Source organism: Duganella sp. Dugasp56, from assembly GCF_047304105.1.
Lineage (GTDB): Bacteria > Pseudomonadota > Gammaproteobacteria > Burkholderiales > Burkholderiaceae_D > Rugamonas > Rugamonas hordei.
Map to the genome: position 1 here is coordinate 1 of NZ_JBGLYQ010000059.1, position 25,421 is coordinate 25,421.

Annotated in this window: 22 protein-coding genes; 5 read left to right on the forward strand and 17 right to left on the reverse strand. The window is 68.6% G+C overall.

What is annotated here, in order from left to right; all coding sequences use genetic code 11:
- The first annotated feature begins 81 nt into the window (after positions 1 to 81).
- Complete coding sequence (locus ACCD07_RS28810; protein WP_413449336.1) at positions 82 to 1,167, forward strand: patatin-like phospholipase family protein; 1,086 nt, start codon at positions 82 to 84, stop codon at positions 1,165 to 1,167.
- A 123-nt stretch (positions 1,168 to 1,290) separates the two neighbouring features.
- Complete coding sequence (locus ACCD07_RS28815) at positions 1,291 to 3,018, forward strand: methyl-accepting chemotaxis protein (protein WP_413449337.1); 1,728 nt, start codon at positions 1,291 to 1,293, stop codon at positions 3,016 to 3,018.
- Here ACCD07_RS28815 and ACCD07_RS28820 read toward each other — a convergent pair.
- From ACCD07_RS28820 to ACCD07_RS28850, 7 genes are all read right to left on the reverse strand, one after another.
- Positions 3,015 to 4,262 carry an anthrax toxin-like adenylyl cyclase domain-containing protein gene (locus ACCD07_RS28820; RefSeq protein ID WP_413449338.1) on the reverse strand — a complete coding sequence of 416 codons (1,248 nt, stop codon included), beginning with the start codon at positions 4,260 to 4,262 and terminating at the stop codon, positions 3,015 to 3,017. The two genes, ACCD07_RS28815 and ACCD07_RS28820, sit on opposite strands and share 4 nt — an antisense overlap.
- A gap of 7 nt (positions 4,263 to 4,269) precedes the next feature.
- On the reverse strand, positions 4,270 to 5,526 hold the full coding sequence (gene hemW / locus ACCD07_RS28825) for a radical SAM family heme chaperone HemW (RefSeq protein ID WP_176654234.1): 1,257 nt from the start codon (positions 5,524 to 5,526) through the stop codon (positions 4,270 to 4,272).
- The gene (rdgB, locus tag ACCD07_RS28830) at positions 5,523 to 6,107 is read right to left on the reverse strand and encodes an RdgB/HAM1 family non-canonical purine NTP pyrophosphatase (protein ID WP_176654233.1); all 585 of its coding nucleotides are present in this window, start codon (positions 6,105 to 6,107) and stop codon (positions 5,523 to 5,525) included. The genes hemW and rdgB overlap by 4 nt, the downstream gene beginning before the upstream one ends.
- Before the next feature lie 64 nt (positions 6,108 to 6,171).
- The gene (locus tag ACCD07_RS28835) at positions 6,172 to 7,101 is read right to left on the reverse strand and encodes a substrate-binding domain-containing protein (protein WP_413449339.1); all 930 of its coding nucleotides are present in this window, start codon (positions 7,099 to 7,101) and stop codon (positions 6,172 to 6,174) included.
- 66 nt (positions 7,102 to 7,167) lie between these two features.
- Positions 7,168 to 7,902 carry a ribonuclease PH gene (rph, locus tag ACCD07_RS28840; RefSeq protein ID WP_176654231.1) on the reverse strand — a complete coding sequence of 245 codons (735 nt, stop codon included), beginning with the start codon at positions 7,900 to 7,902 and terminating at the stop codon, positions 7,168 to 7,170.
- Positions 7,903 to 7,912: 10 nt separating this feature from the next.
- Positions 7,913 to 8,881, reverse strand: a complete 969-nt coding sequence (locus ACCD07_RS28845; protein WP_176654230.1) for a PP2C family protein-serine/threonine phosphatase — start codon at positions 8,879 to 8,881, stop codon at positions 7,913 to 7,915.
- A gap of 29 nt (positions 8,882 to 8,910) precedes the next feature.
- On the reverse strand, positions 8,911 to 9,936 hold the full coding sequence (locus ACCD07_RS28850; protein ID WP_413449340.1) for a serine/threonine protein kinase: 1,026 nt from the start codon (positions 9,934 to 9,936) through the stop codon (positions 8,911 to 8,913).
- A gap of 87 nt (positions 9,937 to 10,023) precedes the next feature.
- Here ACCD07_RS28850 and ACCD07_RS28855 point away from each other — a divergent pair, with 87 nt between their 5' ends.
- The gene (locus tag ACCD07_RS28855) at positions 10,024 to 10,914 is read left to right on the forward strand and encodes a YicC/YloC family endoribonuclease (RefSeq protein WP_176654487.1); all 891 of its coding nucleotides are present in this window, start codon (positions 10,024 to 10,026) and stop codon (positions 10,912 to 10,914) included.
- 247 nt (positions 10,915 to 11,161) lie between these two features.
- Positions 11,162 to 12,550 carry an NCS2 family permease gene (locus ACCD07_RS28860; RefSeq protein ID WP_413449352.1) on the forward strand — a complete coding sequence of 463 codons (1,389 nt, stop codon included), beginning with the start codon at positions 11,162 to 11,164 and terminating at the stop codon, positions 12,548 to 12,550.
- Between the two features lie 10 nt (positions 12,551 to 12,560).
- On the opposite strand, the gene ACCD07_RS28865 is transcribed toward ACCD07_RS28860, so the two are convergent.
- Genes ACCD07_RS28865 through ACCD07_RS28910 form a run of 10 tightly spaced genes read right to left on the reverse strand, consistent with a single transcriptional unit; the run spans position 12,561 to position 24,433 of the window.
- The gene (locus ACCD07_RS28865; protein WP_413449341.1) at positions 12,561 to 12,923 is read right to left on the reverse strand and encodes a response regulator; all 363 of its coding nucleotides are present in this window, start codon (positions 12,921 to 12,923) and stop codon (positions 12,561 to 12,563) included.
- Between the two features lie 5 nt (positions 12,924 to 12,928).
- Positions 12,929 to 14,380, reverse strand: coding sequence for a response regulator (locus ACCD07_RS28870; RefSeq protein ID WP_413449342.1), 1,452 nt, complete (start codon positions 14,378 to 14,380; stop codon positions 12,929 to 12,931).
- Positions 14,377 to 15,453: a chemotaxis-specific protein-glutamate methyltransferase CheB gene (gene cheB, locus ACCD07_RS28875; RefSeq protein WP_413449343.1), complete on the reverse strand. Its 1,077-nt coding sequence runs from the start codon at positions 15,451 to 15,453 to the stop codon at positions 14,377 to 14,379. Before cheB ends, ACCD07_RS28870 begins: the two co-directional genes overlap by 4 nt.
- Positions 15,450 to 17,726, reverse strand: coding sequence for a response regulator (locus tag ACCD07_RS28880; protein ID WP_413449344.1), 2,277 nt, complete (start codon positions 17,724 to 17,726; stop codon positions 15,450 to 15,452). Before ACCD07_RS28880 ends, cheB begins: the two co-directional genes overlap by 4 nt.
- 15 nt (positions 17,727 to 17,741) lie before the next feature.
- Positions 17,742 to 19,514: a methyl-accepting chemotaxis protein gene (locus ACCD07_RS28885; protein ID WP_176654223.1), complete on the reverse strand. Its 1,773-nt coding sequence runs from the start codon at positions 19,512 to 19,514 to the stop codon at positions 17,742 to 17,744.
- On the reverse strand, positions 19,515 to 20,072 hold the full coding sequence (locus ACCD07_RS28890) for a YfiR family protein (protein WP_176654222.1): 558 nt from the start codon (positions 20,070 to 20,072) through the stop codon (positions 19,515 to 19,517).
- A complete protein-coding gene (locus ACCD07_RS28895) occupies positions 20,060 to 22,009 on the reverse strand; it encodes a TonB-dependent receptor (RefSeq protein WP_176654221.1) in 1,950 nt (649 codons plus the stop codon). Before ACCD07_RS28895 ends, ACCD07_RS28890 begins: the two co-directional genes overlap by 13 nt.
- A gap of 27 nt (positions 22,010 to 22,036) precedes the next feature.
- Entirely contained in the window at positions 22,037 to 22,651 is a 615-nt protein-coding gene (locus ACCD07_RS28900; protein WP_176654220.1) for a chemotaxis protein CheW, read from the reverse strand.
- Between the two features lie 2 nt (positions 22,652 to 22,653).
- Entirely contained in the window at positions 22,654 to 23,997 is a 1,344-nt protein-coding gene (locus tag ACCD07_RS28905; RefSeq protein WP_413449345.1) for a CheR family methyltransferase, read from the reverse strand.
- Positions 23,987 to 24,433, reverse strand: a complete 447-nt coding sequence (locus tag ACCD07_RS28910; RefSeq protein WP_413449346.1) for a chemotaxis protein CheW — start codon at positions 24,431 to 24,433, stop codon at positions 23,987 to 23,989. Before ACCD07_RS28910 ends, ACCD07_RS28905 begins: the two co-directional genes overlap by 11 nt.
- 184 nt (positions 24,434 to 24,617) lie before the next feature.
- Here ACCD07_RS28910 and ACCD07_RS28915 point away from each other — a divergent pair, with 184 nt between their 5' ends.
- Entirely contained in the window at positions 24,618 to 25,370 is a 753-nt protein-coding gene (locus ACCD07_RS28915) for a DUF72 domain-containing protein (RefSeq protein ID WP_176654217.1), read from the forward strand.
- The last annotated feature ends 51 nt before the right edge of the window (positions 25,371 to 25,421 follow it).

Below are 25,421 nucleotides of genomic sequence, written 5' to 3' on the forward strand. Positions count from 1 at the left end.
AGATGTGTATAACACACAGGCCGTAGCGGTCGCTACGGCAGGGCTCGTGTCCAAATGTCGGATCTGACCCCGGATTTGACTATGACTAATCCGATCACCATTCGTCTGGGCGCCCGCGCCCGCCAGCGTATCGCCGCCGAGGGCGTGCTGGCGTCCGATATCGCCATCGTGCCGGCCGCCGCCGGCGGTCCCAAGGGCCTGATCCTGCATGGCCTCGATTGCTGGATGTTCGGCCACTGGCTCAAGGCCGCGCCGCGTCCGCGCAAGCTGGTCGGCGCGTCGATCGGCGCCTGGCGCATGGCCGCCTCGGCGTTCGACGACCCGGTCGCCGCCCACCAGCGGCTCGCGCGCCTGTACGCCGGCCAGCGCTATCCGGCCAAGGTCACGCCGGCCTACGTCAGCCAGACCTGCCGCGCGCTGCTCGACGAACTGCTCGACGGCCGCGCCGCCGAACCGCTCAATCATCCGCACCACCACGTCTCGGTGCTGACCATGCGCGGCATCGGCCCGCTGGGCAGCACCAACGGCGCGCGCTGGCGCGAAATGGCCGGCTTCCTGCGCGCCGCCGCCGGCAACGCCGTGTCGCGCCGGCGCCTCGCCACGTCCATGCAGCGCGTGATCTTCCACCACGCCGGCGACGACGCAAACTGGCTGCGCAACGAATTCGACGCCTTCACCGCCCACTTCGTCGGCCTGTCCGAGGCCAACCTGCGCGACGCGCTGCTGGCCTCGGGCTCGATCCCGCTGGTGCTGGAGGCGGTGTCGGGCATCGCCGGCGCGCCGGACGGCGCCTACTGGGACGGCGGCCTGATCGACTACCACCTGCACCTGCCCTACCAGCGCGATCCCGGCCTGGTGCTGTACCCGCATTTCAACGACTACATCGTGCCCGGCTGGCTGGACAAGTCCATGCCGTGGCGCCGCGCCAGGGCCGGCGCCGGCAATCCCGCGCTCGACAACATGATCCTGGTGTCGCCGTCGCCCGACTTCGTCGCCCGCCTGGCCAACGGCAAACTGCCCGACCGCCAGGACTTCAAGGCCTACGGCCAGGACCACGCCGGCCGCAACCGCGACTGGACCCGCGCCATCGCCGAAAGCGAACGCCTGGCCGAAGCCTTCGCCCGCTGGTGCGAGCGGCCCGACCTGGCGCAAACGCGCAGTTTTTGACTGTTTCGAAAAAGCAACGAACATGCGCGAACATAAGCTAGTGCATAAACACTCCGGCCGGATGGGCGCATACTAAAGCCCAGCCAGCGGCGCCGCCCGGTGCCCGTTCCCGGAGTAAACATCATGAACTTTCTGTCGCATATGCGCATCGGCACCCGCCTCGCCGTGGGTTTCGCCATCGTCCTGCTGCTCGCCGTCTTCGCCACCTCGGTGGCGCTGGTCAACGCCCGCGCCAACGCCGCCGCCACCCGGCACATGATGGAAAAACCGCTGGCCAAGGAGCGCCTGGTGTCGGACTGGTATGTGCTGATCTATTCGGCCGTCGCCCGCACCGCGCTGATCGCCCGCAGCACCGACGACACGCTGTCGACCACCTTTGCCGACGTCATCGCCGCCAGCAGCAAGCGCGGCGGCGAGGTGCTGGGCCAGATCAAGGAACTGCTGAGCACCGACGAGGAGAAGGCCACCTTCGAGGCCTCGGTCGCCTTCCGCAACACTTACCAGAAAGCCAAGACCGACATCATGAACGCCAAGAAGGCGGGCAACGCGGCCGAGGCGGAAAAACTGTTCAAGGAAACCTTCACGCCGGCCGCCGACGCCTACCAGAACAAGGTCAAGGAACTGCTGACCTACCAGCGCAAGGCCATCGACGACACCGCCCACGCGATCGACGCCGCCAACGACCGCAGCAACATGCTGCAGCTGGTGCTGACGGTGTTGATGCTGGCCTTCGGTACGCTGGCCGCATGGATCATCTCGCGCTCGATCACCGTGCCGCTGCATTCGGCCATCGACATCGCCTCGACCGTGGCCGCCGGCGACCTGACCACCCATTTCAGCGACGAGAAAAGCCACTGCGAGATCGGCGACCTGATGACCGCGCTCAAGGGCATGAACGATTCGCTGCACCATGTGGTCAGCCAGGTGCAGGTCGGCACCAACACCATCGCCACCGCCTCCAACGAAATCGCCGCCGGCAATATGGACCTGTCGCAACGCACCGAGGAGCAGGCCAGCTCGCTGGAGGAAACCGCGTCGTCGATGGAGCAGCTGACCTCGACCGTGCGCCAGAACGCGGAAAACGCCAGACAGGCCAACCAGCTGGCGCAGGCGGCGTCCGACGTGGCGGAAAAAGGTGGCGCCATCGTCGGCCAGGTGGTCGAGACCATGGGCTCGATCAACGATTCGTCGCGCAAGATCGTCGACATCATCGGCGTCATCGACGGCATCGCGTTCCAGACCAACATCCTCGCGCTCAACGCGGCGGTCGAGGCGGCACGGGCCGGCGAACAGGGACGCGGCTTCGCCGTGGTGGCCTCCGAGGTGCGCAACCTGGCGCAGCGCTCGGCCGGCGCGGCCAAGGAAATCAAGGAATTGATCGGCAACTCGGTCGGCCAGATCGACGTCGGCGCCAAGCTGGTGCAGCAGGCCGGCGCCACCATGGACGACGTGGTGGCCAGCGTGCGCCGCGTCACCGACATCATGGGCGAGATCACCTCGGCCAGCAGCGAGCAAAGCATCGGCATCGACCAGGTCAACACCGCCATCACGCAGATGGACCAGGTGACGCAGCAGAACGCGGCGCTGGTCGAGGAAGCGGCGGCGGCCGCCGCCAGCATGCAGGACCAGGCGGCGCGGCTGGCCGAAGTGGCGTCGTCGTTCAAGCTGGGCAACGAGGGCCGCCAGCCGACGCTGGCCGCGCCGGCCGCGCGCGCCAAGGCTACGCTGGCGCCGCCACGCCCGGCGGCTGCGGTGCGGCCCGCCGTGGCCGCGCGCGCGCCCGCTCCGCAGCGGCTGGCCGCCAGCAAGCCCGCCACCGTTGGCGGCGACAAGGACTGGGAAGAATTCTAAACCGGCCGCATCGCGTCGCGAATCGACATGCCCCAGGCCGCGTTGCGGGGCAGGAAGTAGCCGGCGTCCTGCAGCAGGCCGGCATAAACCCGGAACTCGCGCATGTCGAGCAAGGTCGAGATCGGCCCGTAGCGGGCGATCGCCGGATGGCGCGCGCCGGCGGCGTCGGGCTGGAATACCGTCAAGGGAAAACCGTCGCTGCCGTTTTCCATGTCCGCCATGGTCAGCGCGCCGAAGGCCACATGCCGGTGCGATTCGGCGTTGTGGTGCACCCGGCGGAAGGCGCCGTTCCCGTTCAGCATGCGCGAGTTCAGCAGGTTGATGCAGCGCGTGATGCGGGGCGTGACGTTGCCCATGTCCGAATGCTCGCCCTGGCCGAAGCGCGGCGGCGGCTGCCATCCGGTGGGACGGACGCGGCCGGTGTTGCTCTCCATGTCCCGCACCTGGTCCAGGTTGACGCCGGCGCGGAAGATCTGGCCGGCGCGCGGCTGCGCCATGCCGTTCATGACCAGGCCCGGTTTTTCAATCTGCGCCGTGCTGCGGCCGCCGTAGTCGCTCCAGCGCGGGCACACCGCCATCAGGTCGTAGTCGCCGGTCATCGGCATGTTGTTGGCGCCCGCCTCGGACGAACACATCACCTCCAGCGGCAGCAGCAGGCGCGACGCCATGCCGCGCGGGCTGAAGTCGGTGGCGATGGTGTACACATGGATCGCATAAACGGCCATGCCAGCTGTCGGGCCGGCGCGGCGCCAGCAGGCGCGGAACTCGAACAGATGGCCGTCGCCCGGACGCGTCGCCAGCAGGGAATAGTCCCTGGTGCCGGGAATGGCTTCCATGAACTGCAAAGCCGTGCGCGGCGGCATTTCCTCGGGGCTCAGCAGCTGCCGGGTCAGTTGATCGAAGGTCAGCTCCAGCACCCTGGCCGTGGTGAAGCCGTCGTTGATGCCCTTCTGGTTGGTGCGCGTGCCCTTCTGCGCCTTGGCCTGGTCGTGGCCGACCTTGCTGTAGGTGCCGTCGTACGGCACGAAGCCGGCCTGCGGCCCCCAGTCCGAACTCTTGCCCTTGACGTGGAAATTCTTGCTGGGATATCCCTGCTCCAGCCAGCGCCGCGACCACGGTCCCGTCGAGCGGAAGATGATCACCTCGTCCAGTTCGTTGGCCACCTGCTGGCTGGCCACCATGTCGGCCGAGGTCATGCCGTTTTGCGGCTCGAAACAGGACGAAATCAAACCGAATAAGGGCATAGTGGCCTCAGCCTAGGAACATCTGCTGCAAATCGTTGAGGAAGCGCTGACCCAGCACCGTCGGCTTGATCAGCTTGTAGTCGCGGTAGAGCAGGCCCTTGGCCTCGGCCTCGTTGAGGGTTTTCTCGATCGCGTTCAGGCTCATGCCGGTGCGCTCGCTGAACAGGTTGGGATCGAAGCCGCCGTGCAGGCGCAGCGTGTTGAGCATGAACTCGAAGCCCATGTCCTCGCGCTTGATCTCGTATTCCTCCTGCACCGGCGCGCCCAGCCGCACCTGCTCCATATAGGCCTTGGGCTGCTTGTAGCGCGCCTGGCGCAGGATGCGGTGCGGGAACGACAGCTTGGAATGGGCGCCGGCGCCGATGCCGAGATAATCGCCGAATTCCCAGTAGTTCAGGTTGTGGCGCGCGCGGCGGCCTTCCTTCGCATAGGCCGACACTTCGTACTGCTGGTAGCCGTGGGCGGCGGTCAGCTCGGCGATCAGGTCCTGCATGTCGGCGCTGGCGTCGTCGTCCGGCAGCGCCGGCGGGTACTTGGCGAACAGCGTGTTCGGCTCCATCGTCAGATGGTACAGCGACAGGTGCGGCGGATTGAACGCCATCGCCGTCTCGACGTCGTGGCGCGCCTCGTCCAGCGTTTGCGACGGCAGCGCGTACATCAGGTCGAGGTTGAAGTTGTCGAAGTTGGCCAGCGCGATGTCCACCGCGCGTTTGGCTTCGTTGTCGTCGTGGATGCGGCCCAGCGCCTTCAGGTGGCGCCCGTTGAAGCTCTGGATGCCGATCGACAGGCGGTTGATGCCGCTGGCGCGGTAGGACTTGAACTTCTCCGCCTCGAAGGTGCCGGGATTGGCCTCCATCGTGATCTCGCAGTCGCTGTCGAGCGGCAGCAGGGTGCGCACGTCGGACAGCAAACGGTCCAGCCCCGCCGCCGACATCAGGCTGGGCGTGCCGCCGCCGATGAAGATGGTGTAGATCTTGCGGCCCCAGATCAGCGGCAGCGCCATCTCCAGGTCGGTGCGCAGCGCGTCCAGGTATTCCTGTTCGGGGAAGGCCCCGCCTTCCTTCGCCTCGTGCGAATTGAAGTCGCAGTAGGGGCACTTCTTCACGCACCACGGGAAGTGGATGTACAGCGACAGCGGCGGCAGCGCCTGCAGGTTCAGCGCGCCGGCCTGCAGGTACTTGGCGGCCACGCCGGCCGCCTCGCTGATGTCCCTGGCGGGAGCGGCGGCCTTGCTGGCGGCGCCGGCGATTTTGATCGGTATCATTTCAGCTTCTCTACCAGTGCGCGCAGGGCCTGGCCGCGATGCGACAGCGCGTTCTTTTCATCGGCCGTCAGCTCGGCGGCGCATTTGCCCAGCGCCGGGATGTAGAAGTGCGGATCGTAGCCGAAACCGCCGTTGCCACGCGGGGTGGCGACCATTTCGCCGTTCCAGCGGCCGTCGGCGATCACCGGCTGCGGGTCGTCGGCGTGGCGCACGAACACCAGCACGCAGTAGTAGTACGCCGATTTGTCGGCGTGGGCGGCCAGGTCGGCGATCATCTTCTCGTTGTTGCGGGCATCCGATTTCGGTTCGCCGGCAAAGCGCGCCGAATACACGCCGGGGGCGCCGCCCAGGGCGTTGACGCACACGCCGGAATCGTCCGCCAGCGCCGGCAGCCCGGTCAGGCGCGAGGCGTGGCGGGCTTTTTGCAGTGCATTTTCGACAAAAGTATGGAACGGCTCGTCCGCTTCCGGCACGTCGTACTCGCCCTGCGCGTGGACGGAAAAGCCCACGGTGGACAGCAGTTCGTTGAACTCTTTGAGTTTGCCGGCGTTGTTCGAGGCGAGGATCAGGCGTTGGGTCATGGTGTCGGCTGGAGAGGGCAAGTAAGGCAATGAAGCCGACATTGTAAACCCTTTGGCGCGCCCCCTACGGAGTCAGCAGCGAACGGATCTCGGGTTTCTGGTAGTTCTCCTGTGTGACCATGACCGCGTCCGTCAGGATCAGCGCTGGCTTGATGGCCGCGCCCTTCGCGGCGGCCACCGCGGCCCTCATCGCCTGATAGCCCATCTGGCGCGGATCCTGCACCACCAGGCCGTGGATTTCCTGCCGCTTCAAGCCGTCCAGCAGGAACTCGGTGGTGTCGAAACCGATAAATTTCTTTTTACCGGCGAGGCCGGCTTGCCGCAGCGCGCGCAGCATGCCGTCGCTGGCGGATTCGTTGACGGCGAAGATGCCGTCGACCTCGGGATACATCTCCAGCAGCGTGGCCGCGCTGCGGGCGGCCTTGCCGCGCGTGCCGCCGCCATACACGTCGGCGACGACGGCCAGGTGCGGCGCGTTCTTTTTCAGATAGTCGATGAAGCCATTGGCGCGGTCCTCGGTCGAGCCGCTGCCGGCGATGGTGCGCAAGAGCGCCACCGTGCCCTGCCGGCCCAACAAGTTGGACATGCGTTCCGCCGCCAGCGCGCCGGCTGCGTAATTGTCGGTGGTGACGAAGTTGACGTGGGCGTTGCCATCCAGCGCGGAGTCCACCACCACGATCTTGATCCCCCGGGCCGCCGCCTGTTTGACCGGTTCGACCAGGCGCGCGCGGTCGGTCGAGGCGATGATGATGGCGTCAACCTCCGGCTTGGAATAGATGCGCAGGATCTGGATCTGCGAATCGATGTCGTCGTTGTGGGCCGGGCCGCGCCAGGTCAGGTTGACGTGCCCGTCTTCCTGCACCGCCCGGTCCACGCCCTGCCGCATGAAGGTCCAGAAGTCCTGGTCGCGCGCCTTCGGAATGAAGACGACGTTCAGGTCTCTGGCGTATGCCGGCCACATCGAAAACGCGATGAGCACCAGCAGGAGCGACATCCATTTTTTCATCCGGCCATTGTACAACCGTGACGGTATCGGATGGAATTTCTGCGGTCTGCCCGCTCAGGCGGCCAGGCCCAGCGCCTGCTTCTGCAGCTTGATCAGGTCGGCGATGCCGCCCTGCGCCAGGTCGAGCAGGCGGTTCATGCCGGCGCGGTCGAAGGCGGCGCCTTCTGCCGTGCCCTGCACTTCGATGAAGTGGCCGGCGTCGTTCATCACCACGTTCATGTCGGTGTCGCAGCCGGAATCCTCGACATAGTCCAGGTCCAGCACCGGCATGCCCTGGTACACGCCGACCGAAATCGCCGCGACGAAATGCTTGAGCGGAATCGCCGGCACCGCGCCACGCGCCACCAGCTTGGAGAACGCGTCGTAGGCCGCCACCATGGCGCCGGTGATCGACGCGGTGCGGGTGCCGCCATCGGCCTGGATCACGTCGCAGTCGAGGTGCAGGGTGCGCTCGCCGAACGCCTCCAGGTCGAACGCCGCGCGCAGCGAGCGGCCGATCAGGCGCTGGATCTCCTGGGTGCGGCCGGACTGCTTGCCACGCGCCGCCTCGCGGTCCATGCGGGTGTGGGTCGAGCGCGGCAGCATGCCGTATTCGGCCGTCATCCAGCCCTGGCCTTTGCCCTTCAGGAAGCCGGGCACTTTTTCTTCGATGCTGGCGGTGCAGATCACCTTGGTGTCGCCGCACTCGATCAGCACCGAGCCTTCGGCGTGCTTGGTGTAGTCGCGGGTCAGACGCAGGGTGCGCAGCGCATCGACGGCGCGGCCGCTGGGACGTGATTCAAAACTCATGCTGTATTCCTTATTTAAGTATTTGGGAGGATTTTTCGATCGCACCGCGGATCTCCGCGATGGCCTTCTCGATTTCATCTTCATCGAAGGCGTCGACTTCCGGTTCCGCACCGGCCTGCCCGGGCACCGGCGCGCTGTGGATGGTGGTGCTGTGCAGGTCCTGCGGCAACGCCTCGGTCGAGATCACGGTCGACAGCTCGGCCGCCGCCATCGTGCTGGCGCCCATGCCGTCGATGATCGAGCTGCCCTGCCACATGATCGCCAGCGCGGTGACGTTGTCGCTGCCGCTGCCGGCCGCGGACAGCGCCGCCTGCAGCAGGTCCGGCACGGCGCGCACCACGGTTTGCGTCTGCATGCGGCGCACCATGTCGTCGTCCGGCAGCATAGACCACAAGCCGTCGGAGCACAACAGCATCAGGTCGCCCGGCAGCATGCCGCCGGCGCTGGCCGTTTCCACCTTGGGCAGGCTGTCGGCGCCCAGGCAGTTGTAGAGCTTATTGCGGTCCGGATGGGTGGCCCGCTCGGACGGCAGCGCCAGCCCCTTGGCGATCAGGCTTTCGATGTGCGAGTGGTCGCGCGTGCGCGCCAGGATCTCGCCGTTGCGCATCCAGTACAGCCGCGAATCGCCGCAGTGCGCCCAGGTCGCCGTGTTGTGCTGGATCAGGCAGGCGACGATGGTGGTGCGCGGCGTCTCCGGCAGGTTGTGCAGGATGCGGTACTGGTGGATCTCCTGATGCGCCGCCAGGAAGGCTTCCTCGAGGAAGCGCTGCGGCTTCTTCACGTACGGCGTGGCCTGCTGCTGGAACAGCGACGAAATGGTCTGCAGCGCGACGGTGGCGGCGATTTCGCCGCGCAGGTGGCCGCCCATGCCGTCGGCCAGCACCAGCAGCAGCGCGTCGCGGGTAAAGCTGTAGCCCATGCGGTCCTGGTTGACCTTGCGGCCGCCGATGTGGCTTTCCTGATACACGGAGAATTGCATGGTTCAACCTTCTTGTTTTTTAAACCGCGTTAAAGCAGCGTGTCCGGGCCGGCCTTGGCCTTGGACTTCGGTTTGGCGGCGCCGCCCAGGCGGCCGACCAGGCCGCGCAGGCCTTCCCCCAGCTTGTCCATCATGCCCTGCGGCGCCGCCGGCGCCGGCGCGGCCGCCACGGCCACCGGCGCCTGCAGCACCTTCTGCAGCGCGAACAGGCTTTGCGGACGTTCCAGCGGATCGATCTCCAGGCACCAGCGTACCAGCTTGACCAGCTCCGGCGTGTACTGTCCCTCCAGCTTCTGGAAGTGGCCGGCCATCTTGTCCTCGGTCTTGCGCTGGTCGGCCGGCTGCGGCGGCGAGCCGACCATGCAGGCGAACATCGAGGCGCCGAGGCTGTACACGTCCGACCACGGCCCCAGGCCGCCGGTCTTGGCGTACAGCTCGGGCGGCGCGAAGCCGGGAGTGTACATCGGCGTCAACGTCGGCATGTCGTTGTTGACGGTCTGGCGCGCCGCGCCGAAGTCCAGCAGCATCGGCGTGCCGTCGGTGCCCAGGTAGATGTTGGCCGGCTTCAGGTCCAGGTGCAGCAGCTTGTTGGCGTGCACCTCGCGCAGGCCCTTGATCGCCTGCAGGAAGATGGTGCGGATGAAGGCCTCGCCCACCTTGCTGCCCTTGGCGCGCTGGCGCTGGATGTGCTCCTGCAGCGAATGGCCCGACTCGTAGGCCATCACCATGTACACCGTCTCGTGGGCGCGGAAGAAGTTGAGCACGCTGACCACGTTCGGGTGGGCGATGCGGGCCAGCGCCCGGCCCTCCTCGAAAAAGCACTTGAGGCCGATGCGGAACACGGGCAGGTTGGCCTTGGACACGGTCGGCACCAGTTCCCCCTCCTGGCGCAGGGCCAAAGAACTGGGTAAATACTCCTTGATCGCCACCGCCACCCCGTCGGCGTCATACGCCAGGTAAACAATACTGAACCCACCGGACGCAATTTTCTTTACAATGCGATATCCAGCAATTTCCAGACCATCTGGTAACGGGGCGTTGTTTTGTGCAGCCATAGATTCCTCGCCTCAACAACCGGATTGTGTGGATAAATCACTGTTTTGTAAAGATTAAATCGGGGATATCCATTGAGCATTTCCAGTATGACGGGCTACGCGGTCGCCACCAGTGAAAGTGCGGCGGGAACACTGACTATCGAAATCAAGAGCGTCAACTCTCGGTTTTTAGACCTTCAGTTTCGAATAAACGACGATTTGCGAGCGCTTGAACCCGATTTGCGCTCCGCGGTCATGGCGGCGATCACCCGCGGCAAGGTCGAGCTGCGCCTCAGCTTTGGCCGCAAGGCGGCCACCGCCGGCACCCAGGCGCTGAACCTGCCGTTATTGACGGAATTACAACGATTGCAAGCCGAAGTCGGCACCCACTTCCCCGGCGTGCAGACGATGTCGGTGGCCGAGCTGCTGCGCTGGCCCGGCGTCATCGAGGAAGCCCAGATCGGCCAGGAATCGCTGCAGGCCGACGTGGCCGCGCTGACCGCCAGGACGGTCGAGGCCTTCGTCCTCAGCCGCCAGCGCGAAGGCGCGGCGCTGGAAGCGATGCTGACCTCGCGCATCGAGGCGATGGAAGTGATCGTCAAGCGCATCACGCCGCTGATCCCGCAGGTGGTGGCGGCGTTCCAGCAGAAAGCCGTCGAACGCATGCAGGACGCGCTGGGCCTGGCCTGCCAGGGCTCCAATTCGGCGCTGTCGCGCCAGGACGCGCTCGAGCGCATCCGCCAGGAAGTGATCCTGTACGGCATCCGCATCGACGTGGCCGAGGAACTGGGCCGGCTGTCGGCGCACCTGACCGAGACCCGCCACATCCTGAAAAAAGGCGGCCAGGTCGGCAAACGGCTGGACTTCATGATGCAGGAACTCAACCGCGAAGCCAACACGCTGGGCGCCAAGGCCTCGGTCAAGGAACTGGCCGACGCCTCGATGGAGCTGAAGCTGCTGATCGAGCAGATGCGCGAGCAGGTGCAGAACCTGGAATAAACCTGTCCGTATGCCGCCACAGCGCGCCACGCCGCGCGATGTGGCGGCCCTCCGCTTTGCCGCCCGCCTCATAGGGGATTCCCCGCCCTGGATAAACGCAATACGTTTTCAGTTATGGTAGGTATCGATTAACTCCCGTGCATCGCAGACAAGCTTTCCCCTAAGCTCTCCTGGCAATACCCATAACGAGACACTGCCCGGTACGGCCGCCACGGCCGGCCAGGCGGACAACAACAGGAGCAGCACCATCATGTCCCAGCCCCAGCCACAACTCCGCCCCGTGCCGGCGGAGCCAGCCATCGTCGTCCCTCCGGGCAAAATCGACCAATATTTCCAGATCTCCGAACGCGGCAGCACGCAGCGGCGCGAGATCGTGGCCGGCATCACCACCTTCCTCGCCATGGTGTATTCCGTGTTCGTCGTGCCCGGCATGCTGGGCCAGGCCGGCTTCGACGTCAGCGCCGTGTTCGTCGCCGTCTGCCTGACCGCCGCCGTCGGCTCGCTGCTGATGGGCCTGTGGGCCCGGCTGCCGATCGCCGTCGGCTGCGCCATCTCGCTGACCGCCTTCACCGCCTTCGGCCTGGTGCTGGGCAAGGGCCTGTCGCCGGCCGTGGCGCTGGGCGCGGTGTTCCTGATGGGCCTGGTGTTCACGGCGATCTCGGTCACCGGCGTGCGCTCGTGGATCCTGCAGAACCTGCCGTCGGGCGTGGCGCATGGCACCGGCGTGGGCATCGGCCTGTTCCTGCTGATGATCGCCTCCAGCGACGTCGGCCTGGTGGTCAAGAACGCCGGCGCCGGCCTGCCGGTGGCGCTGGGCCATGTGACCGCCTTCCCCGTCGTCATGAGCATGCTGGGCCTGGCCGCCATCTTCGGCCTCGAGCAGCGCAAGGTGCCCGGCGGCATCCTGCTGGTGGTCATCGCCATCTCCGCCCTCGGCCTGGCCTTCGACCCGGCCGTGCACTTCACCGGCTTCTTCGCCATGCCCAAGCTGAGCGCCCCCGGCCACGCCTCGCTGATCGGCGCGATGGACATCCGCGGCGCGCTGAGCATGACCTTGCTGCCGAGCGTGCTGGCCTTGGTGATGACCGCCGTGTTCGACGCCACCGGCACCATCCGCGCGGTCGCCGGCCAGGCCGGCCAGGTCGACGCCAGGGGCTATATCCACAACGGCGGCAGGGCGCTGACGGCCGACTCGCTCAGCTCCATCTTCTCCGCGCTGGTGGGCGGCGCGCCCGCCGCCGCCTACATCGAATCGACCGTCGGCACCGCCGCCGGCGCCCGCACCGGCCTGACCGCGGTGGTGGTCGGCGTGCTGTTCCTCGGCCTGATCTTCTTCTCGCCGCTGGCCGGCCTGGTGCCGTCGTATGCGACCGCGCCGGCGCTGATGTATGTCGGCCTGCTGATGCTGGGCAGCGTCGCCCACATGAAGATGGACGACAAGATCGATGCCCTGTCCGGCCTGGTCTGCGCCGTGTTCATCCTGCTCACCTGCAATATCGTCACCGGCATCATGCTCGGCTTCTGCACGCTGGTGGTCGGCCGCCTGGTGGCCGGCGAATGGCGCAAGCTCAACGTCGGCACGATATCGATCGCCGCCGCGCTGGCCTTGTTCTACGCCGGCGGCTGGGCGATCTGATCCGGCCGCCTCAGGCCAGCGCGCGCGCGACCTCGGCGGCGAACTGCTCGACGCCGATCGGCTTGCTGATATAGCCGTCGCAGCCGGCGGCGCGGATGCGCTCCGCGTCGCCGGCCATGGCGAAGCTGGTGAAGGCCAGCACCTTGATCGCGCTGGTCCGGCTGTCCGCCTTCAGCACGGCGGTCGCCTCCAGCCCGTCCATGCCGGGCAGTTGCACGTCCATCAGGATCAGCGCCGGCAGCTCGCTGCGCGCCAGGCTGAGCGCGCCGTCGGCGTCCGTGGCCTGCAGCACCTCGTGGCCCTCGCGCTCCAGCAGGAAGGCCGCCAGCAGCATATTGGACGGGTTGTCTTCGACGATGAGGATTTTGGCCATCTCGTTCACCCAGCCGTTCCGCACGGCAGCCAGAACATGAATTCCGAGCCCGCGCCCGGCGTGCTGCGCACCGCCAGCGCGCCGCCGTGCAGCTCGACCAGCTGCCGCACCAGCACCAGCCCCAGCCCCGTACCCTCGTACTTGCGCGACAGCCGGCTGTCGAGCTGGACGAACTGGCGGAACAGCCGCGGCAGATCGTCGGCCGCGATGCCGATGCCGCTGTCGCCGACGACGATCTCCATGTAGACGGCGTCGGGCCGCAGCGCGGCGCCGCCGTCGACCAGCGCCATGGCGGCCGGCCGCTCCGGCCCCACCCGCGTCGCGCTCAGCGTCACGCGGCCGCCGTCGGGCGTGAACTTGACGGCGTTCGACAGCAGGTTGAAGATCACCTGGGTCAGCTTGCGGCGGTCGGCCGGCAGCGGCGTATCGTCGCTGGCCTCGAGCACCAGCGCGATGCCGTGCTGCTGCGCGCGTTCGCGCACCACCATCAGGCTGTCGCCCAGCAGCGTGGCCACGCCGACCGGCTCCAGGTTCAGTGTCATCATGCCGGCCTCGATCTTCGACAGGTCGAGCACGTCGTTGATCACCGCCAGCAAATGCTTGCCGCTGGCCAGGATGTTGCCGGCGAACTCTTCCTGCTGCGGCGTCAGCTTGCCCGCCATGCCGCTGCGCAGCACCTCGGAAAAACCGTTGATCGCGTTCAGCGGCGTGCGCAGCTCGTGCGACATATTGGCCAGGAAGGCCGACTTCATGCGGTTGGCCTCGCCCAGCTCGTCGTTCTGGCGGGCGATCTCGCGGTTCGACGCCTCCAGCTTGGCGTTCTGGCGGGCGATCTCGCGGTTGGAGTTTTCCAGGTCGGCGGCATGGCGGCGCAGCTGCTTGTTCAAGTCGCTGACCTGCTGCTCACGCGCCTGCAGCTCGCTGTTGACCAGCACCGCCTGCTCGTAGGTCGCCACCAGCAGGTCGAGGATTTGCTGGCGCTCCGAATTGATCAGGTGCTCGCGCCCGTTCAGGTACAGCACGATACCCTTGCCGGCGTCGCCGGCGTCGGCCTGCTGGCGCAGGCGCCGGTTGGCCAGCACCTGCTCGATGCGGCTCATCAGGTAGGCCGTCGCATACGGCTTGCGGATGAAGTTGTCGGCGCCGCACTCCAGGCCGCGCACGATGTCCTCCGGATCGAACAGCGAAGTGATCAGCACCACCGGGATCGCGCGCCATTCCGGCCGCGCCTTGACCTCGCGGCACAGCTGGTAGCCGTCCATTTCCGGCATCACGATGTCCGACAGCACCAGCGCCGGCTGGCTGTCGCCGATCGCCTCCAGCGCCCGTCGGCCGTTGCCGGCCAGGCGCACGCGGTAGCCGTGCTGCTCGAGCAGATGGCGCAGGTGTTCGGCCTGGGTTCGGCTGTCTTCGACGATCAGGATCTCGGCGTCCGATGGCGCTGGCATGGTGGTCATGGCGATGATGGCGCTCCCGCTTTCAACATGTTCAATAAGGTGGCGATGGCTTCCGGCGCCAGCACGTGCTGGGCCGCCCCCAGCTTGACGGCCTCGCCCGGCATGCCGTAGACGATGGAGCTGTCCCGGTCCTGGGCGATGGTCAGCGCGCCGGCGTCGCGCATGTCCTTGAGTTCCTGGGCGCCGTCGCGTCCCATGCCGGTCAGCAGCACGCCGGCCGCGTGCGATCCGTACTGCGCCGCCACCGAGCGGAACAGGCAGGACACGGCCGGCCGCACGCCATGCTCGGGCGGCACGCCGGTCAGCGCGATGCGGCCGTCGGCCTGCGCCGTCATGTGGGCGCCGTCCGGCGCCAGGTAGACCCGCCCGGCCTGCGCCAGCTCGCCGTGGACGGCGATGCGCACGTCGAAGTCGCAGCTGCGGCCCAGCCATTCGACCAGCCCGGCCACGAAACCGGCCGAAATATGCTGGACGATCAGCACCGGCGCGCCGAACGGCTGCTGCAGCCGCGCCAGGATGGTTTGCAGCACCAGCGGGCCGCCGGTCGACGCGCCGATCGCCAGCAGCCGCAGGTCGCGCCGCGGCGGCTGCGGCACAGGCGGCGGATGCAGCGGGTAGGCCGAAGCGGCGGCCCCGGTCTTTTTCCAGCGTTTGACCACGCCCACCTCGGCCATCACCTTGATGGTGCGCAGCAGTTCGTCGGTGCAGGCCGCGTGCTCCGGATGGCCGGGGCCGGGCGGCTTGGCCAGCACCGCCAGCGCGCCGGCCTCCAGCGCGTGGAAGCTGGCCGCCACCGCCTGGATGGCCGGGCTGGCGCTGACCATGACGATGCGGGTCGGCACGCTCTCCATGATGGCCCGGGTGGCGGCGTAGCCGTCCATTCTCGGCAGGTGGATATCCATCGTGATGACGTCGGGCCGCAGCCGCTGCGCCGCCTCGATCGCCTGCTCGCCGTCGGCCACCACGCCGATCACCTGCAGCTGCGGATCGGAGTTGAGCAGATACACCAGCAGCTCGCGCGCCACCGGCGAATCGTCGACCACCAGCACCCGTATCATGGAGGCGGCGCTCATCGCAGCAACCTGCGCACGGTGTCGAGCAGGGTGCTCTGCTCCAGGCTTTGCTTGGCGATGTAGGCGCTGGCGCCGGCTTCCATGCCGCGCTCGCGGTGCTCGCGCGATTCCAAGGTCGTCACCAGCACCACCGGCAGCGCGGCCAGCTGGCGGTCGGCGCGTATCTTGGCGGTCAGGTCGAAGCCGTCCATGCGCGGCATCTCGACGTCCGACACCACCAGGTCGAAGGCGCCGCGACGCAGCGCGCCCAGGGCGTCGACGCCGTCGACCGCCACCGCCACCTGGTAGCCGCCCACCTCCAGCATGTTCTTGAGCAGCGCGCGCGAGGTGATCGAATCCTCGACCACCAGCAGCGAACGGCGCGGCGCGGCCGCCGGCGCCTCCGGCATCGGCGCGGCGCCGGCCGCCAGCGCCGACTTCATCAGGTCGGCCACGTGCAGGATGGGCACCAGCTGGCCGGCCCCGAGCACCGTGGCGCCGGCGATGTTGGCCACCCGCCGCAACTGCGGCCCGAGTCCCTTGACCAGCACTTCCTGCTCGCCCAGCACGGCGTCCACCGCCAGCGCGATGCGGCGGCTGCCGCTGGCCAGCAGCGCCACCGTCAGGTAGCCGGAGGGCGGCATCGCCGGCGCCGACGGCGACGCCAGGCCCAGCGCGCGCGCCAGCGGCGCCAGCGCCAGCACCTCGTTCTCCAGCACGATGGTGGCCTGGCCGGCGGCGCTGCGCACCGACTCGGGCAGCACGCGGAAGACCCGCTCGACGTTACGCGAAGGCAGCACGAACTGGCGCCCGGCCGCCGCCACCAGCAGGCCGCGGAAGGTCGCCAGCGTGGCCGGCAGCACGATGCGGAAGCGCGCGCCGCCGCCGGGCGCATGTTCGGCCGTCACGCTGCCGCCCAGTTTTTCCGCCTTCTCGCGCACGATCGCCAGGCCCAGGCCGCGCCCCGACAGGTCGGTCAGCATGGCGCTGGTGGACACGCCGGACTCGAACACCAGCGCCAGCATCTGCGCCTCGCTTAGCGCCGCGCCGGCTTCGGCCGTCAGCACGCCTTCGCGGACGGCGCGCTCGCGCACCTGATGGGCGTCGATGCCGCGGCCGTCGTCGCTGACCAGCAGCTCGACCTTGTCGCCGTCGCGCGGCACCACGGCAATCGCCAGCCGCGCGCGTTCCGGTTTGTTGCGGCGCAGCCGCTCGGCCGGCGGCTCGATGCCGTGGTCGATGGCGTTGCGGATCAGGTGCAGCAGCGGATCGCGCATCTGCTCGAGGATGCGGCGGTCGATCTCGACGGCGCCGCCGTCCATGCTCAGCCCGACCTGCTTGCCGCTGTCGTGGGCCAGGTCGCGCACCAGGCGCGGCGCCATTTCCAGCAGCGTGGAAAACGGCAGCATCAGCGTCTGCTTCATGTCGGCCAGCAGGTTGTCGACCATGCCGGCCAGCGCGCGCCGCTCCTGCCACGCGTTGCGCTCGATCTGCGCGCAGCGGTCGCTGAGCGTCTTGGCCAGCAGCGCGTCGCGTTCGACCGCTTCCAGCAGGCGCTCGATGGCCGGCGCCTGCAGGCCGCCGGATCCCTGGCGGCGTTCGCCGGCGCGCACGGCGGCGCGCGCGCCGGCGACCGTGCGTTCCCAGCTCTTGCGCCAGGCGCCCAGTTCGGTGTGCAGCCCGTGCAGGTCGTCGGCCTGGTGTTCGGCGCTGTGCTTGAAGGCCAGCAGCTCTTCCGCCTGCAGCAGCAGCGCGGTGAGCTTGGCGGTGGATATGCGCACGGTCTGTTCGGCCGGCTCGGCGGGCGCGGCGGGCGGCGCGGCAAGCGCGGCGCCGACGGGCGCGGCGGATGGCGCGGCGGGCGCGGAATCGGCCGCCAAACCGGCCGCGTAGAGTCCCCGCTGCGCCTGGTCCAGGGCATGCAGCAGGTCGGCCGCATCCTCGCCGCCGGCGCGGCCTTCGCCGTTCAGCAGCGCGCGCACCGCGTCGACGGTGCGGTACAGCAGGTCGAACAGCGGCGGCGACAGCGTGATCTCGCCGCGCTTGAGCGCGGCCAGCACGCTTTCCAGCGCCTGGCACACCGACTCGACGTCAACCAGGTTGACCGCGCGCGCCGCCCCCTTCAGGCTGTGCGCTTCGCGGAACAGCGTCTCCAGCAGGCCGGCCACGGGCGCGCCGGCCTGCGGCTTTTCCAGTTCCAGCAGCAGCGTCGACATGGCGCCCAGATGCTCGTCCGCCTCGAGGCGGAAGGTCGCCATCAGCCGCAGCAGGAACTGTTCGTCGTCGGTCGCCATGTGCCGTCCCCGCTCCTAGACCCGGTAGCGCCCGACCATGGCCTGCAGCTTCTGCCCCAGCGCGTGCAGGTCGTGCGCGGCCGACTCGGCCTGGCGGGTGCTGGCCATGTTCTGCGTGGTCGACACCCGGATGTTCTCCATCGCCAGCGCCAGCTGGTCCATGCCGGCCAGCTGCTGGTGCGCCGAGACGGCGATCTGGCTGGCCGCCACCGCGCTGTCGCCGATGCTCTCGGTCAGCTGGCGGATCGCCTCGCCGGCGTCGCGCGACTGGCGCACGCCCAGCTCGACCGCCCGCGCGCCCTGCTCGGTGGCCAGCACCGCGCTGCCGGTGGCCTTCTGGATGTCGCCGAGGATGGTGCGCACCTGGGCCGTGGCCTGCTTCGACTGCGCGGCCAGGCTCTTGACCTCCTGCGCCACCACCGCGAAGCCCTTGCCGTGCTCGCCCGCCTTGGCCGCTTCGATCGAGGCGTTCACCGCCAGCAGGTTCGATTGCTCGGACAGGTCGTTGACGCTGGCGATCAATTCGCCGATCGCCTGGCTCTGCTCGGACAGCCGCATGATGCTCTCGGCGATCAGCTCCATCTGCGCGCGGATCTGCTGCATGCCGTCGATCGATTCCTCCACCGAGCGCTTGCCGGTCTGCGACACCTGGGCCGCCTTCTGCGCCGCCTCGGCCACGTTCTTGGCCTTCTGGCTGGCCATCAGCGCGGTCTGCTTGACCTCGTCGAGCGTGGTGGCGGTCTCGCTCATCACGGCGGCCGCCTCGCTGGCGCCGGTCGCCACCTGGGTGGTGCCGGCCAGGATCGCGCTCGACGACGCCGCCAGCACGTCGACGCCCTCGCCGATCTGGCGGTTCATCTCGCGCAGGTTGAACACCATCGCCGCGAAGGCATTGCCCAGCACGTCGCGCTCGGACGGCGCCGCCACCTCGCCGGTCAGGTCGCCGGTGGCGATGCGTTCGGCCACGGCGGCCTTCTCGCGCAGGTTGTCGACCATCGCCGCGAAGGCCTGGCCCAACGCGTCGCGCTCGGACTGCGGCAACACCTGCTGATGCAGGTCGCCGGCGGCGATGCGCCGCGCGATCGCCACCTTGTCCTGCAGCGACAGCGCCATCTCGCGGAACTTGTCCTGCAGCTGGCCGATCTCGTCGGCGCGCGCCCGCGCGGCCGGCCGCACCACGATCTCGCCGGCCGCCACCAGCCGCGCCGCCTCGGCCAGGTCGCGGATCGGCGTGACGATCACCGCGTGCAGCCGCATCGCCAGCGGCAGCGAAATCAGCAGCGAGCCTATCATCACCAGCAGGATGATGCCGCCGTAGCGGGTCAGCCGCGACGCCATCGATTCGGTGCCCATGCGCAGGTAGACGCTGCCGAGCTGGCGTTTCTTTTCCTGGATAGGCCACGACGCCACCAGGTCGTCGCCGACGAAGTGCTGGCCCAGCGCCTCGGCGCGCGCCGGCAGCGGCTGCGCCGGCCGGTCCGTGCGCGCGTAGCTGGCGAACGGGGCGCCGTCGGCGGTGTACAGCGCGGCGGCGCTGATCTCAGGATTGGCCCGCAGCGCGTTGAGGTATTCCTGCGCCGACTTGGGGTCGCTGAACACCAGCGACGGCGCCACGCTGGAGGCCAGGATCTCGGCCTGCACCGCGCTCTCCTGCAGTTTTTGCGCGCGGTAGGTCAGGATGTCGTAGCTGACGATCACCACCCCCGCCATCAGCAGCGCGATGGCGCTGGCCAGCACGGTGATCAGCATCAGCTTGCGCCGGATCGGCGTATCGGTAAACCAGTGCATCTAGTGACCCTCCTTGCCCGGACGGGGTTTGACGCTGAGCGCCATGTTGAGCAGCTTGGAGCTGATCTGCAGGCCGTTGCGCGCGGCCGCCTCGTCGTCGACGGTGAAGCGCACCCGGTTATCCTTGATGACAAAGCTGATCACGCCGCCGCTGCGCGCCTCGCCCACCGTCAGCACGCCGCGCAGCGCCTCGGCGCCGCGCGGCGCCTCGGCCGCGCCGACATACGCCACGTGGCAGCCGGCCTCGCGCGTCAGGCTCTTCAGGCGCCGCAGCTGCAGCGGATGGCCGTCCACCTGTTCGCGGCCGACCGCGCTGTCGAGCGCGGCGCCGAACGGGTCGTCGCCCACCACGCACAGCACCAGCGGGCTGGCCGGCGCCGCGAACACGCCCGGCGGCCATTCGACGTACAGGCCGAACTTGGTCAGGTAGGCGCCCTTGACCGCGAATTCCAGCGTGTCGGCGTCGGCCGCGATGGCCAGCGGCCGCCAGGCCAGCGCCAGCAGCAGAAGCAGCACAGCGCGCGCCAGCGCGCGCAGGGGGCGGGTCAGAATTTCCATATCAGCTGCAGCATGAGTGCGCGGTCGAACACGGCGCGCGGCGTGCCGCCGGTGACGTTGCCGAACTCGGCATGGCCGCGGTCGAGCAGGTTGCGCGCGTTCAGCGCCAGCTCCAGCCGCGGGCTGGGGCGCCAGCCCAGGCGCCCGTCCAGCGAGGTATAGGCCGGCACGTACGGGAACGGCAACGAGGCGACCCGCGTCAGCGACAGGTCCAGCTCCAGCTGCCGCGGCAAGTCCAGACTGGAGCGCAGCACATAGCGGTGCGGCGGATCGTTGCCGAACAGCGTGCCCGCGCCGCCGGTGGGCGCCGGCCGAGTGGCGCCGGGCTGCAGGCTGATCCGCTCGCGCTGCAGGGTCTGGCTGGCGCTCAGCCGCCAGCCCTGGTTGACCTGGTAGTTGCCCCAGATTTCCACGCCGGCCACGTTGCCCTCGGCCTGGTTGCCGATCGTCAGGGTACCCGCCGCCTTGCCGTTCTCGATGCTGCGCAGGTCGTCGTACTTGTTGTAGAAGGCGTTGACCGAATACGACAGGCTGGCGGTCGGCTGGGCGCGGTAGCCCAGCTCCAGCGCGGTCAGCCGCTCGGAGCGGAAATCGCTGCCGCCGCGGTAGGCTGCGCCGGGAATGCCGAACACATAAAAGTCGCGGTCCACGCGCGACGGCGTGCGCAGCGCGCGCGACACCGCCGCCCACAGCAGCGAGCGCGGCGTCGGCTTCCATGCCAGCCGTACGTTGGGCTGGTATTCGGTGCCGGTGTAGGCGTTGTGCTCGACCTTGGCGCCCAGGGTCAGCTTCCAGTCCTCGTCGAGGGTGATGGCGTCCTGCACGAACAGATTGGACAGGCGCGTCTCGACCTTTTCCGGCAGGAACACCAGTATCGCGCCGTTGGTCGCCGCGCTGCGCCAGACCCGCAGGCCGGCGCCCCACACCAGCTCGTGGCGCGCCGCCACCGGCAGCCGGTGCTGGGCCTCGATGTCGTAGGTGTTGTTGGACTCGCCGAACAGCACGGCGCCCGGCATCAGGTTGTACACGTGATCGTAATAGGCTTGCACCTGCAGCGCGCCGCCGTCGGCCAGCGTGTGGCTCCAGCGCGCCAGCAGGTTGCCGCCGGAGCGCCTGCGCTCGCCGCTGGCGATCTGGTCCAGCTCCCGGTCGTACAGGTCGCCCTGCAGCGTCACGCCGTCGTCCGCCGCGCCCCAGTCGGCGCGGAAGCCGGCCTGGCGCCCGGACCAGCCGTCCCTGGCGTCGGCGCCGGCCGTGGTGCGGTTGCCGTCGCGGCGGAAACCCTTGGCGTACAACCGCATGCTGCCGTCCCCGCCAAGGCGCCAGCCCTGGCGCAGCGCCACGTCGCGCTCCTGGTTGCCGCCGCCCAGCGCCAGCAGCGTGCCCTGGGTGTCGGCGCTGGAGCGGGTCAGGATGTTGATCACGCCATTGACCGCGTTCGAGCCCCACAGCGTGCCGCCCGGACCGCTGATCACCTCGATGCGCTCGATGTCCTCCATCATCACGTCCTGGACTTCCCAGAACACGCCGGCGTTCAGCGGGTTGTAGACCACCCGGCCGTCGATCAGCACCAGCAGCTTGTTGCCGTTGCCGGTGCTGCCGCCGCGCGCGGTGACCACATAGTTGTTGCCGTTGGTGCGCGCCACCTCGAGGTTGGGCGCCAGCCTCAGCGCCTCGGGCACGCTGGTGGCGCCGGAGCGCCGCACGTCCTCGGCGGTGATGATGTAGACGGCGGCGGCGGCGTCGCCCAGCGGCTCGGCCCGCTTGGACACCGAGGTGATCGGAATCTCCGCCAGCTCCTCGATACTCATGCGCGACAGTTGCGGCAGCTGCTCGCCGCCGTCCGCGGCGGCCGCGCAGCACACCAGGCCCAACCAGCCCGCGCGCCAGCCCAGGCGCCTTGCGCCATGCTTTTCCGGTCTTGTCAGTCGCGCCATCGTCCCCTCCCTTGGTCACGCTTTTTGTCAGGCCGCATGCTGCTGCACCACCATCGCCGGATCGGCCAGCAGGCGGCCGGCGTCAAGCAGGATCAGGCGCTGCGCGGTGATCCCCTTCAGGAACTCGGCGCGGATGCCGCCCGCCGCCGTCGGCGGCCGCTGCAGCTCGGCCAGCACCAGCTTGTTCACGCCCAGGATCTGGTCCGCCAGCACGCCGAAGCGCATGGCGCCGTCGCGCAGCACGATGATCTTGTTCATATCCGTCAATCCCTGTTCCGGCAGGCCGAGGAAGCGCCGCAGGTCGACCAGCGACAGGATCCGTCCCCGCACATTGACGATCCCCAGCACGAACGCCGGCGTGCCGGGCAGCGGCGTCAATTCGCGCAGCACATGGACCTCGTGCACATGCGCCATCTCCACCGCGTAGCGTTCATGGGCCAGCATGAACTCCAGCACCTCGGCCATCGCCGCCGGCGCCACCTCGGCCGGCGGTTCCTGCGCCAGCCGCCTGGCCCGCTCCAGCAACAGCGCGCGCTGCCGCTCCGGCCCCGGCGCCGCGTCCTGCTCCGTCGCGACGGTGGCGGCCGCCGCCAGCCGCGCCCGCAGCGCGTCCCAGTCCGGTGCCTGGCGCCGGCCCGGCATCGTCAGTGCGTCCCCGCGCCGGCGCGCATCAGGTCGGCCAGCTCGCCGGCACGCAGGCCGCCGGCGTGCGCCAGCGGCTCGTCCGGCGCGCGGCCGTGCAGCAGCTCCAGCGCGTTGGCGAAATGGCGGGCCGCCTCGCGCTCGTCGCCGTTGCGCCGGCACAGCGTGCCCAGCGTGAAATGCGCCAGCACGAAGGTCTGGTCCAGGTACAGCGCGTCCCGCAGCGCGCCCATGGCGGCGGCCACATCCCCCTGCTCCTCCAGGATCAGCGCCTGCAGGTAGCGCAGCCCGGGATCGCATTTGTCGCGGGCGATCGCGGCGGCGCAGCAGTCGCCGGCGGCGGCCAGCAGGCCACGATCGGCGCACTGCCGCGCGCGTTCGGCCAGGTCCGGCATGCGGGCGCGCGGGGGCGTTGAGACGGTGACGGCGGCCGGCGCCGGGGCAGCGGACAGCGGTGGCGGCGCCGCTGCCGGCTTGGATCGCCGGTACAACTGGGCGGCGCCAAAGCGCACCGGTTGCAGCGGCTTCAGCAGGCTGTGCCCGGTCTCGGCGACGCCGACCGCCAGCCAGCCGTCGCCGGCCAGCGCGTCGCGCAGCCGCAGCACGGTGCGCGCGGCACAGGCCGGCGCGAAATACATCAGCACGTTGCGGCACAGGATCAGGTCCATCGGCGGCGTACCGCTGTCCGGCCCGGGGAACGCGTCGGTCGCCAGGTTCAGGTAATCGAAGCGCACGCCCTGGCGCAGCACCGGCGCGATGGTGCCCGCGTCGAAATAACACCGGCGTATCCAATCGGGCACGTTGCGGAACGACCAGTCGCGGTAGACGCCCTGCTCGGCCTTGCGCAGGAACTGCGGATTGATGTCGGTGCCGAGCAAGGTGACGCGCCAGTCGGCCAGGTCGGGGATCAGGCGGTGCAGCAGGATGGCCAGCGAATACAGTTCCTCGCCGGTGCAGCAGCCCGCGCTCCAGACGCGCAGCGTCTTGCCGGCGGCGCGGCGGGCCGCGATCAGCGGCGGCAGCACATCGCGCTCCAGCGTGTCGAACAGCTCAGGTTCGCGGAAGAAGTAGGTTTCGCCGATGGTCAGGTGGCGCGCCAGTTGCTCGACGCCGGCGCGCGTCGGCGCGGCGGCCATCAGGCGCTCCATGCAGACGGCGGCGCGCGAGGTGCCGGCGATGCCGCTGTCGCGCGCCAGCGCCTCGGCCGCGCGCAGCAGTTCGGGCCACAGCCCGCGCGGGAAATGCAGCCCCAGGTGCTCGGCGACATAGCCGCTGAAGCGCGCCAGCAGCGCATCGGCTGCCGCTGCTGCTGCGGCGGCGGTTTCGGCATGACGGTCAATAAGCATCGGAGAGCGCCTTCTCGAGAGCCAATTCTTCGTCCAGCGACAGGAACCGGTCCAGGTCATGGATCAGTATCATGCCATCGTCCAGCTTTACCACGCCGCTCGCGAAATCGGCGGCGGGGACGGGAACAATCAGGCCGGCGCCGACGATGGCGTCGTCGGCACAATCGACGACACCGCCGACCGCGTCGGCAACAAAAGCGATGCGCCGGCGCGCCGTATGCGCCAGCACGATCTGGTCGGTCAGCGCGATCTCGCGCGCCGGCAAACCCAGCCGCTGACGCATGTCGATCACCGCCACCACTTGCCCCTGCACGTTGACGATGCCGCAAACAACCCCCGGCGCCGCCGGAAACGGCGTCACCGCCACCGCGCGCTCGACCCGCTCCACCGCTGCCAGCGGCAGGGCGTAGCGCCGTTCATCCAGTGTCCAAATCAACAGCTGTTGCACGATGGCTGACCCCGGCTATCTGCGGTGGATGAGTGAAGATTGTTTCACGTCAATTGTGATCCATATTGCCACAAATATCCTCGCGAAGTGTAACAAAGTTGCTTTTACCACGCATACGGAACAGCCCCCATCTGCGCTATCATCGGCGCATCGACTAGCGGAGGAATCCTGGATGGCTACATCGGGCACAGTGCGGGTGGGCATAGGCGGCTGGGACTTTGCGCCGTGGCGCGAGACTTTCTATCCGAAAGGGGTGCCGCAGAAGAAGGCGCTGGAATACGCCAGCCGCCAGGTCACCAGCATCGAGATCAACGGCACCTTCTACCGCACCGCCAAGCCCGAGCACTTCGCCTCCTGGGCCGCGCAGACGCCGGACGATTTCGTCTTCGCCGTCAAGGCCAGCCGCTTCGCCACCAACCGCAAGGTGCTGGGCGAGGCCGGCGAATCGATCGCCCGCTTCATCGACAGCGGGCTGACGGAACTGGGCCCCAAGCTCGGCCCCATCCTGTGGCAGCTGGCCGCCACCAAGCAGTTCGACGCCGACGACATCGCCGCCTTCTTCAAGCTGCTGCCCGCCAAACTGGGCACGCGCAAGCTGCGCCACGTGCTCGACGCGCGCCACGACAGCTTCCTGTGCGACGAGTACTATCGGCTGGCGCGCAAGCACAAGATCGCCACCGTCATCACCGACTCGCCCAAGTACCCCAACGTGGGCGAGATCACCGGCGAGTTCGTGTACGCGCGCCTGATGAACGCGCAAAGCGAAGTGGAGACCGGCTACACCAAGCCGGCGCTGAAGCAGTGGGCCGCCACCGCGAAGCAGTGGCAGCAGCAGGCGAAATCCGGCGACGCCTACGTCTACTTCATCAACGGCGCCAAGGAACGCGCGCCCGCTGCGGCGCAGCATCTGATCTCATTGCTGTAGTGGAAAGCTGTCGTTGCTCTTGGTAAAATACGTCTTTGGGCGACGTAGTTA

Bases quoted from the DNA above. Each gene is read 5' to 3' on its own strand.
- ACCD07_RS28810 (WP_413449336.1), top strand. From the start codon at position 82: ATGACTAATCCGATCACCATTCGTCTGGGCGCCCGCGCCCGCCAGCGT.
- ACCD07_RS28815 (WP_413449337.1), top strand. From the start codon at position 1,291: ATGAACTTTCTGTCGCATATGCGCATCGGCACCCGCCTCGCCGTGGGT.
- ACCD07_RS28820 (WP_413449338.1), bottom strand. From the start codon at position 4,262: ATGCCCTTATTCGGTTTGATTTCGTCCTGTTTCGAGCCGCAAAACGGC.
- hemW (WP_176654234.1), bottom strand. From the start codon at position 5,526: ATGATACCGATCAAAATCGCCGGCGCCGCCAGCAAGGCCGCCGCTCCC.
- rdgB (WP_176654233.1), bottom strand. From the start codon at position 6,107: ATGACCCAACGCCTGATCCTCGCCTCGAACAACGCCGGCAAACTCAAA.
- ACCD07_RS28835 (WP_413449339.1), bottom strand. From the start codon at position 7,101: ATGTCGCTCCTGCTGGTGCTCATCGCGTTTTCGATGTGGCCGGCATAC.
- rph (WP_176654231.1), bottom strand. From the start codon at position 7,902: ATGAGTTTTGAATCACGTCCCAGCGGCCGCGCCGTCGATGCGCTGCGC.
- ACCD07_RS28845 (WP_176654230.1), bottom strand. From the start codon at position 8,881: ATGCAATTCTCCGTGTATCAGGAAAGCCACATCGGCGGCCGCAAGGTC.
- ACCD07_RS28850 (WP_413449340.1), bottom strand. From the start codon at position 9,936: ATGGCTGCACAAAACAACGCCCCGTTACCAGATGGTCTGGAAATTGCT.
- ACCD07_RS28855 (WP_176654487.1), top strand. From the start codon at position 10,024: ATGACGGGCTACGCGGTCGCCACCAGTGAAAGTGCGGCGGGAACACTG.
- ACCD07_RS28865 (WP_413449341.1), bottom strand. From the start codon at position 12,923: ATGGCCAAAATCCTCATCGTCGAAGACAACCCGTCCAATATGCTGCTG.
- ACCD07_RS28870 (WP_413449342.1), bottom strand. From the start codon at position 14,380: ATGACCACCATGCCAGCGCCATCGGACGCCGAGATCCTGATCGTCGAA.
- cheB (WP_413449343.1), bottom strand. From the start codon at position 15,453: ATGAGCGCCGCCTCCATGATACGGGTGCTGGTGGTCGACGATTCGCCG.
- ACCD07_RS28880 (WP_413449344.1), bottom strand. From the start codon at position 17,726: ATGGCGACCGACGACGAACAGTTCCTGCTGCGGCTGATGGCGACCTTC.
- ACCD07_RS28885 (WP_176654223.1), bottom strand. From the start codon at position 19,514: ATGCACTGGTTTACCGATACGCCGATCCGGCGCAAGCTGATGCTGATC.
- ACCD07_RS28890 (WP_176654222.1), bottom strand. From the start codon at position 20,072: ATGGAAATTCTGACCCGCCCCCTGCGCGCGCTGGCGCGCGCTGTGCTG.
- ACCD07_RS28895 (WP_176654221.1), bottom strand. From the start codon at position 22,009: ATGGCGCGACTGACAAGACCGGAAAAGCATGGCGCAAGGCGCCTGGGC.
- ACCD07_RS28900 (WP_176654220.1), bottom strand. From the start codon at position 22,651: ATGCCGGGCCGGCGCCAGGCACCGGACTGGGACGCGCTGCGGGCGCGG.
- ACCD07_RS28905 (WP_413449345.1), bottom strand. From the start codon at position 23,997: ATGCTTATTGACCGTCATGCCGAAACCGCCGCCGCAGCAGCAGCGGCA.
- ACCD07_RS28915 (WP_176654217.1), top strand. From the start codon at position 24,618: ATGGCTACATCGGGCACAGTGCGGGTGGGCATAGGCGGCTGGGACTTT.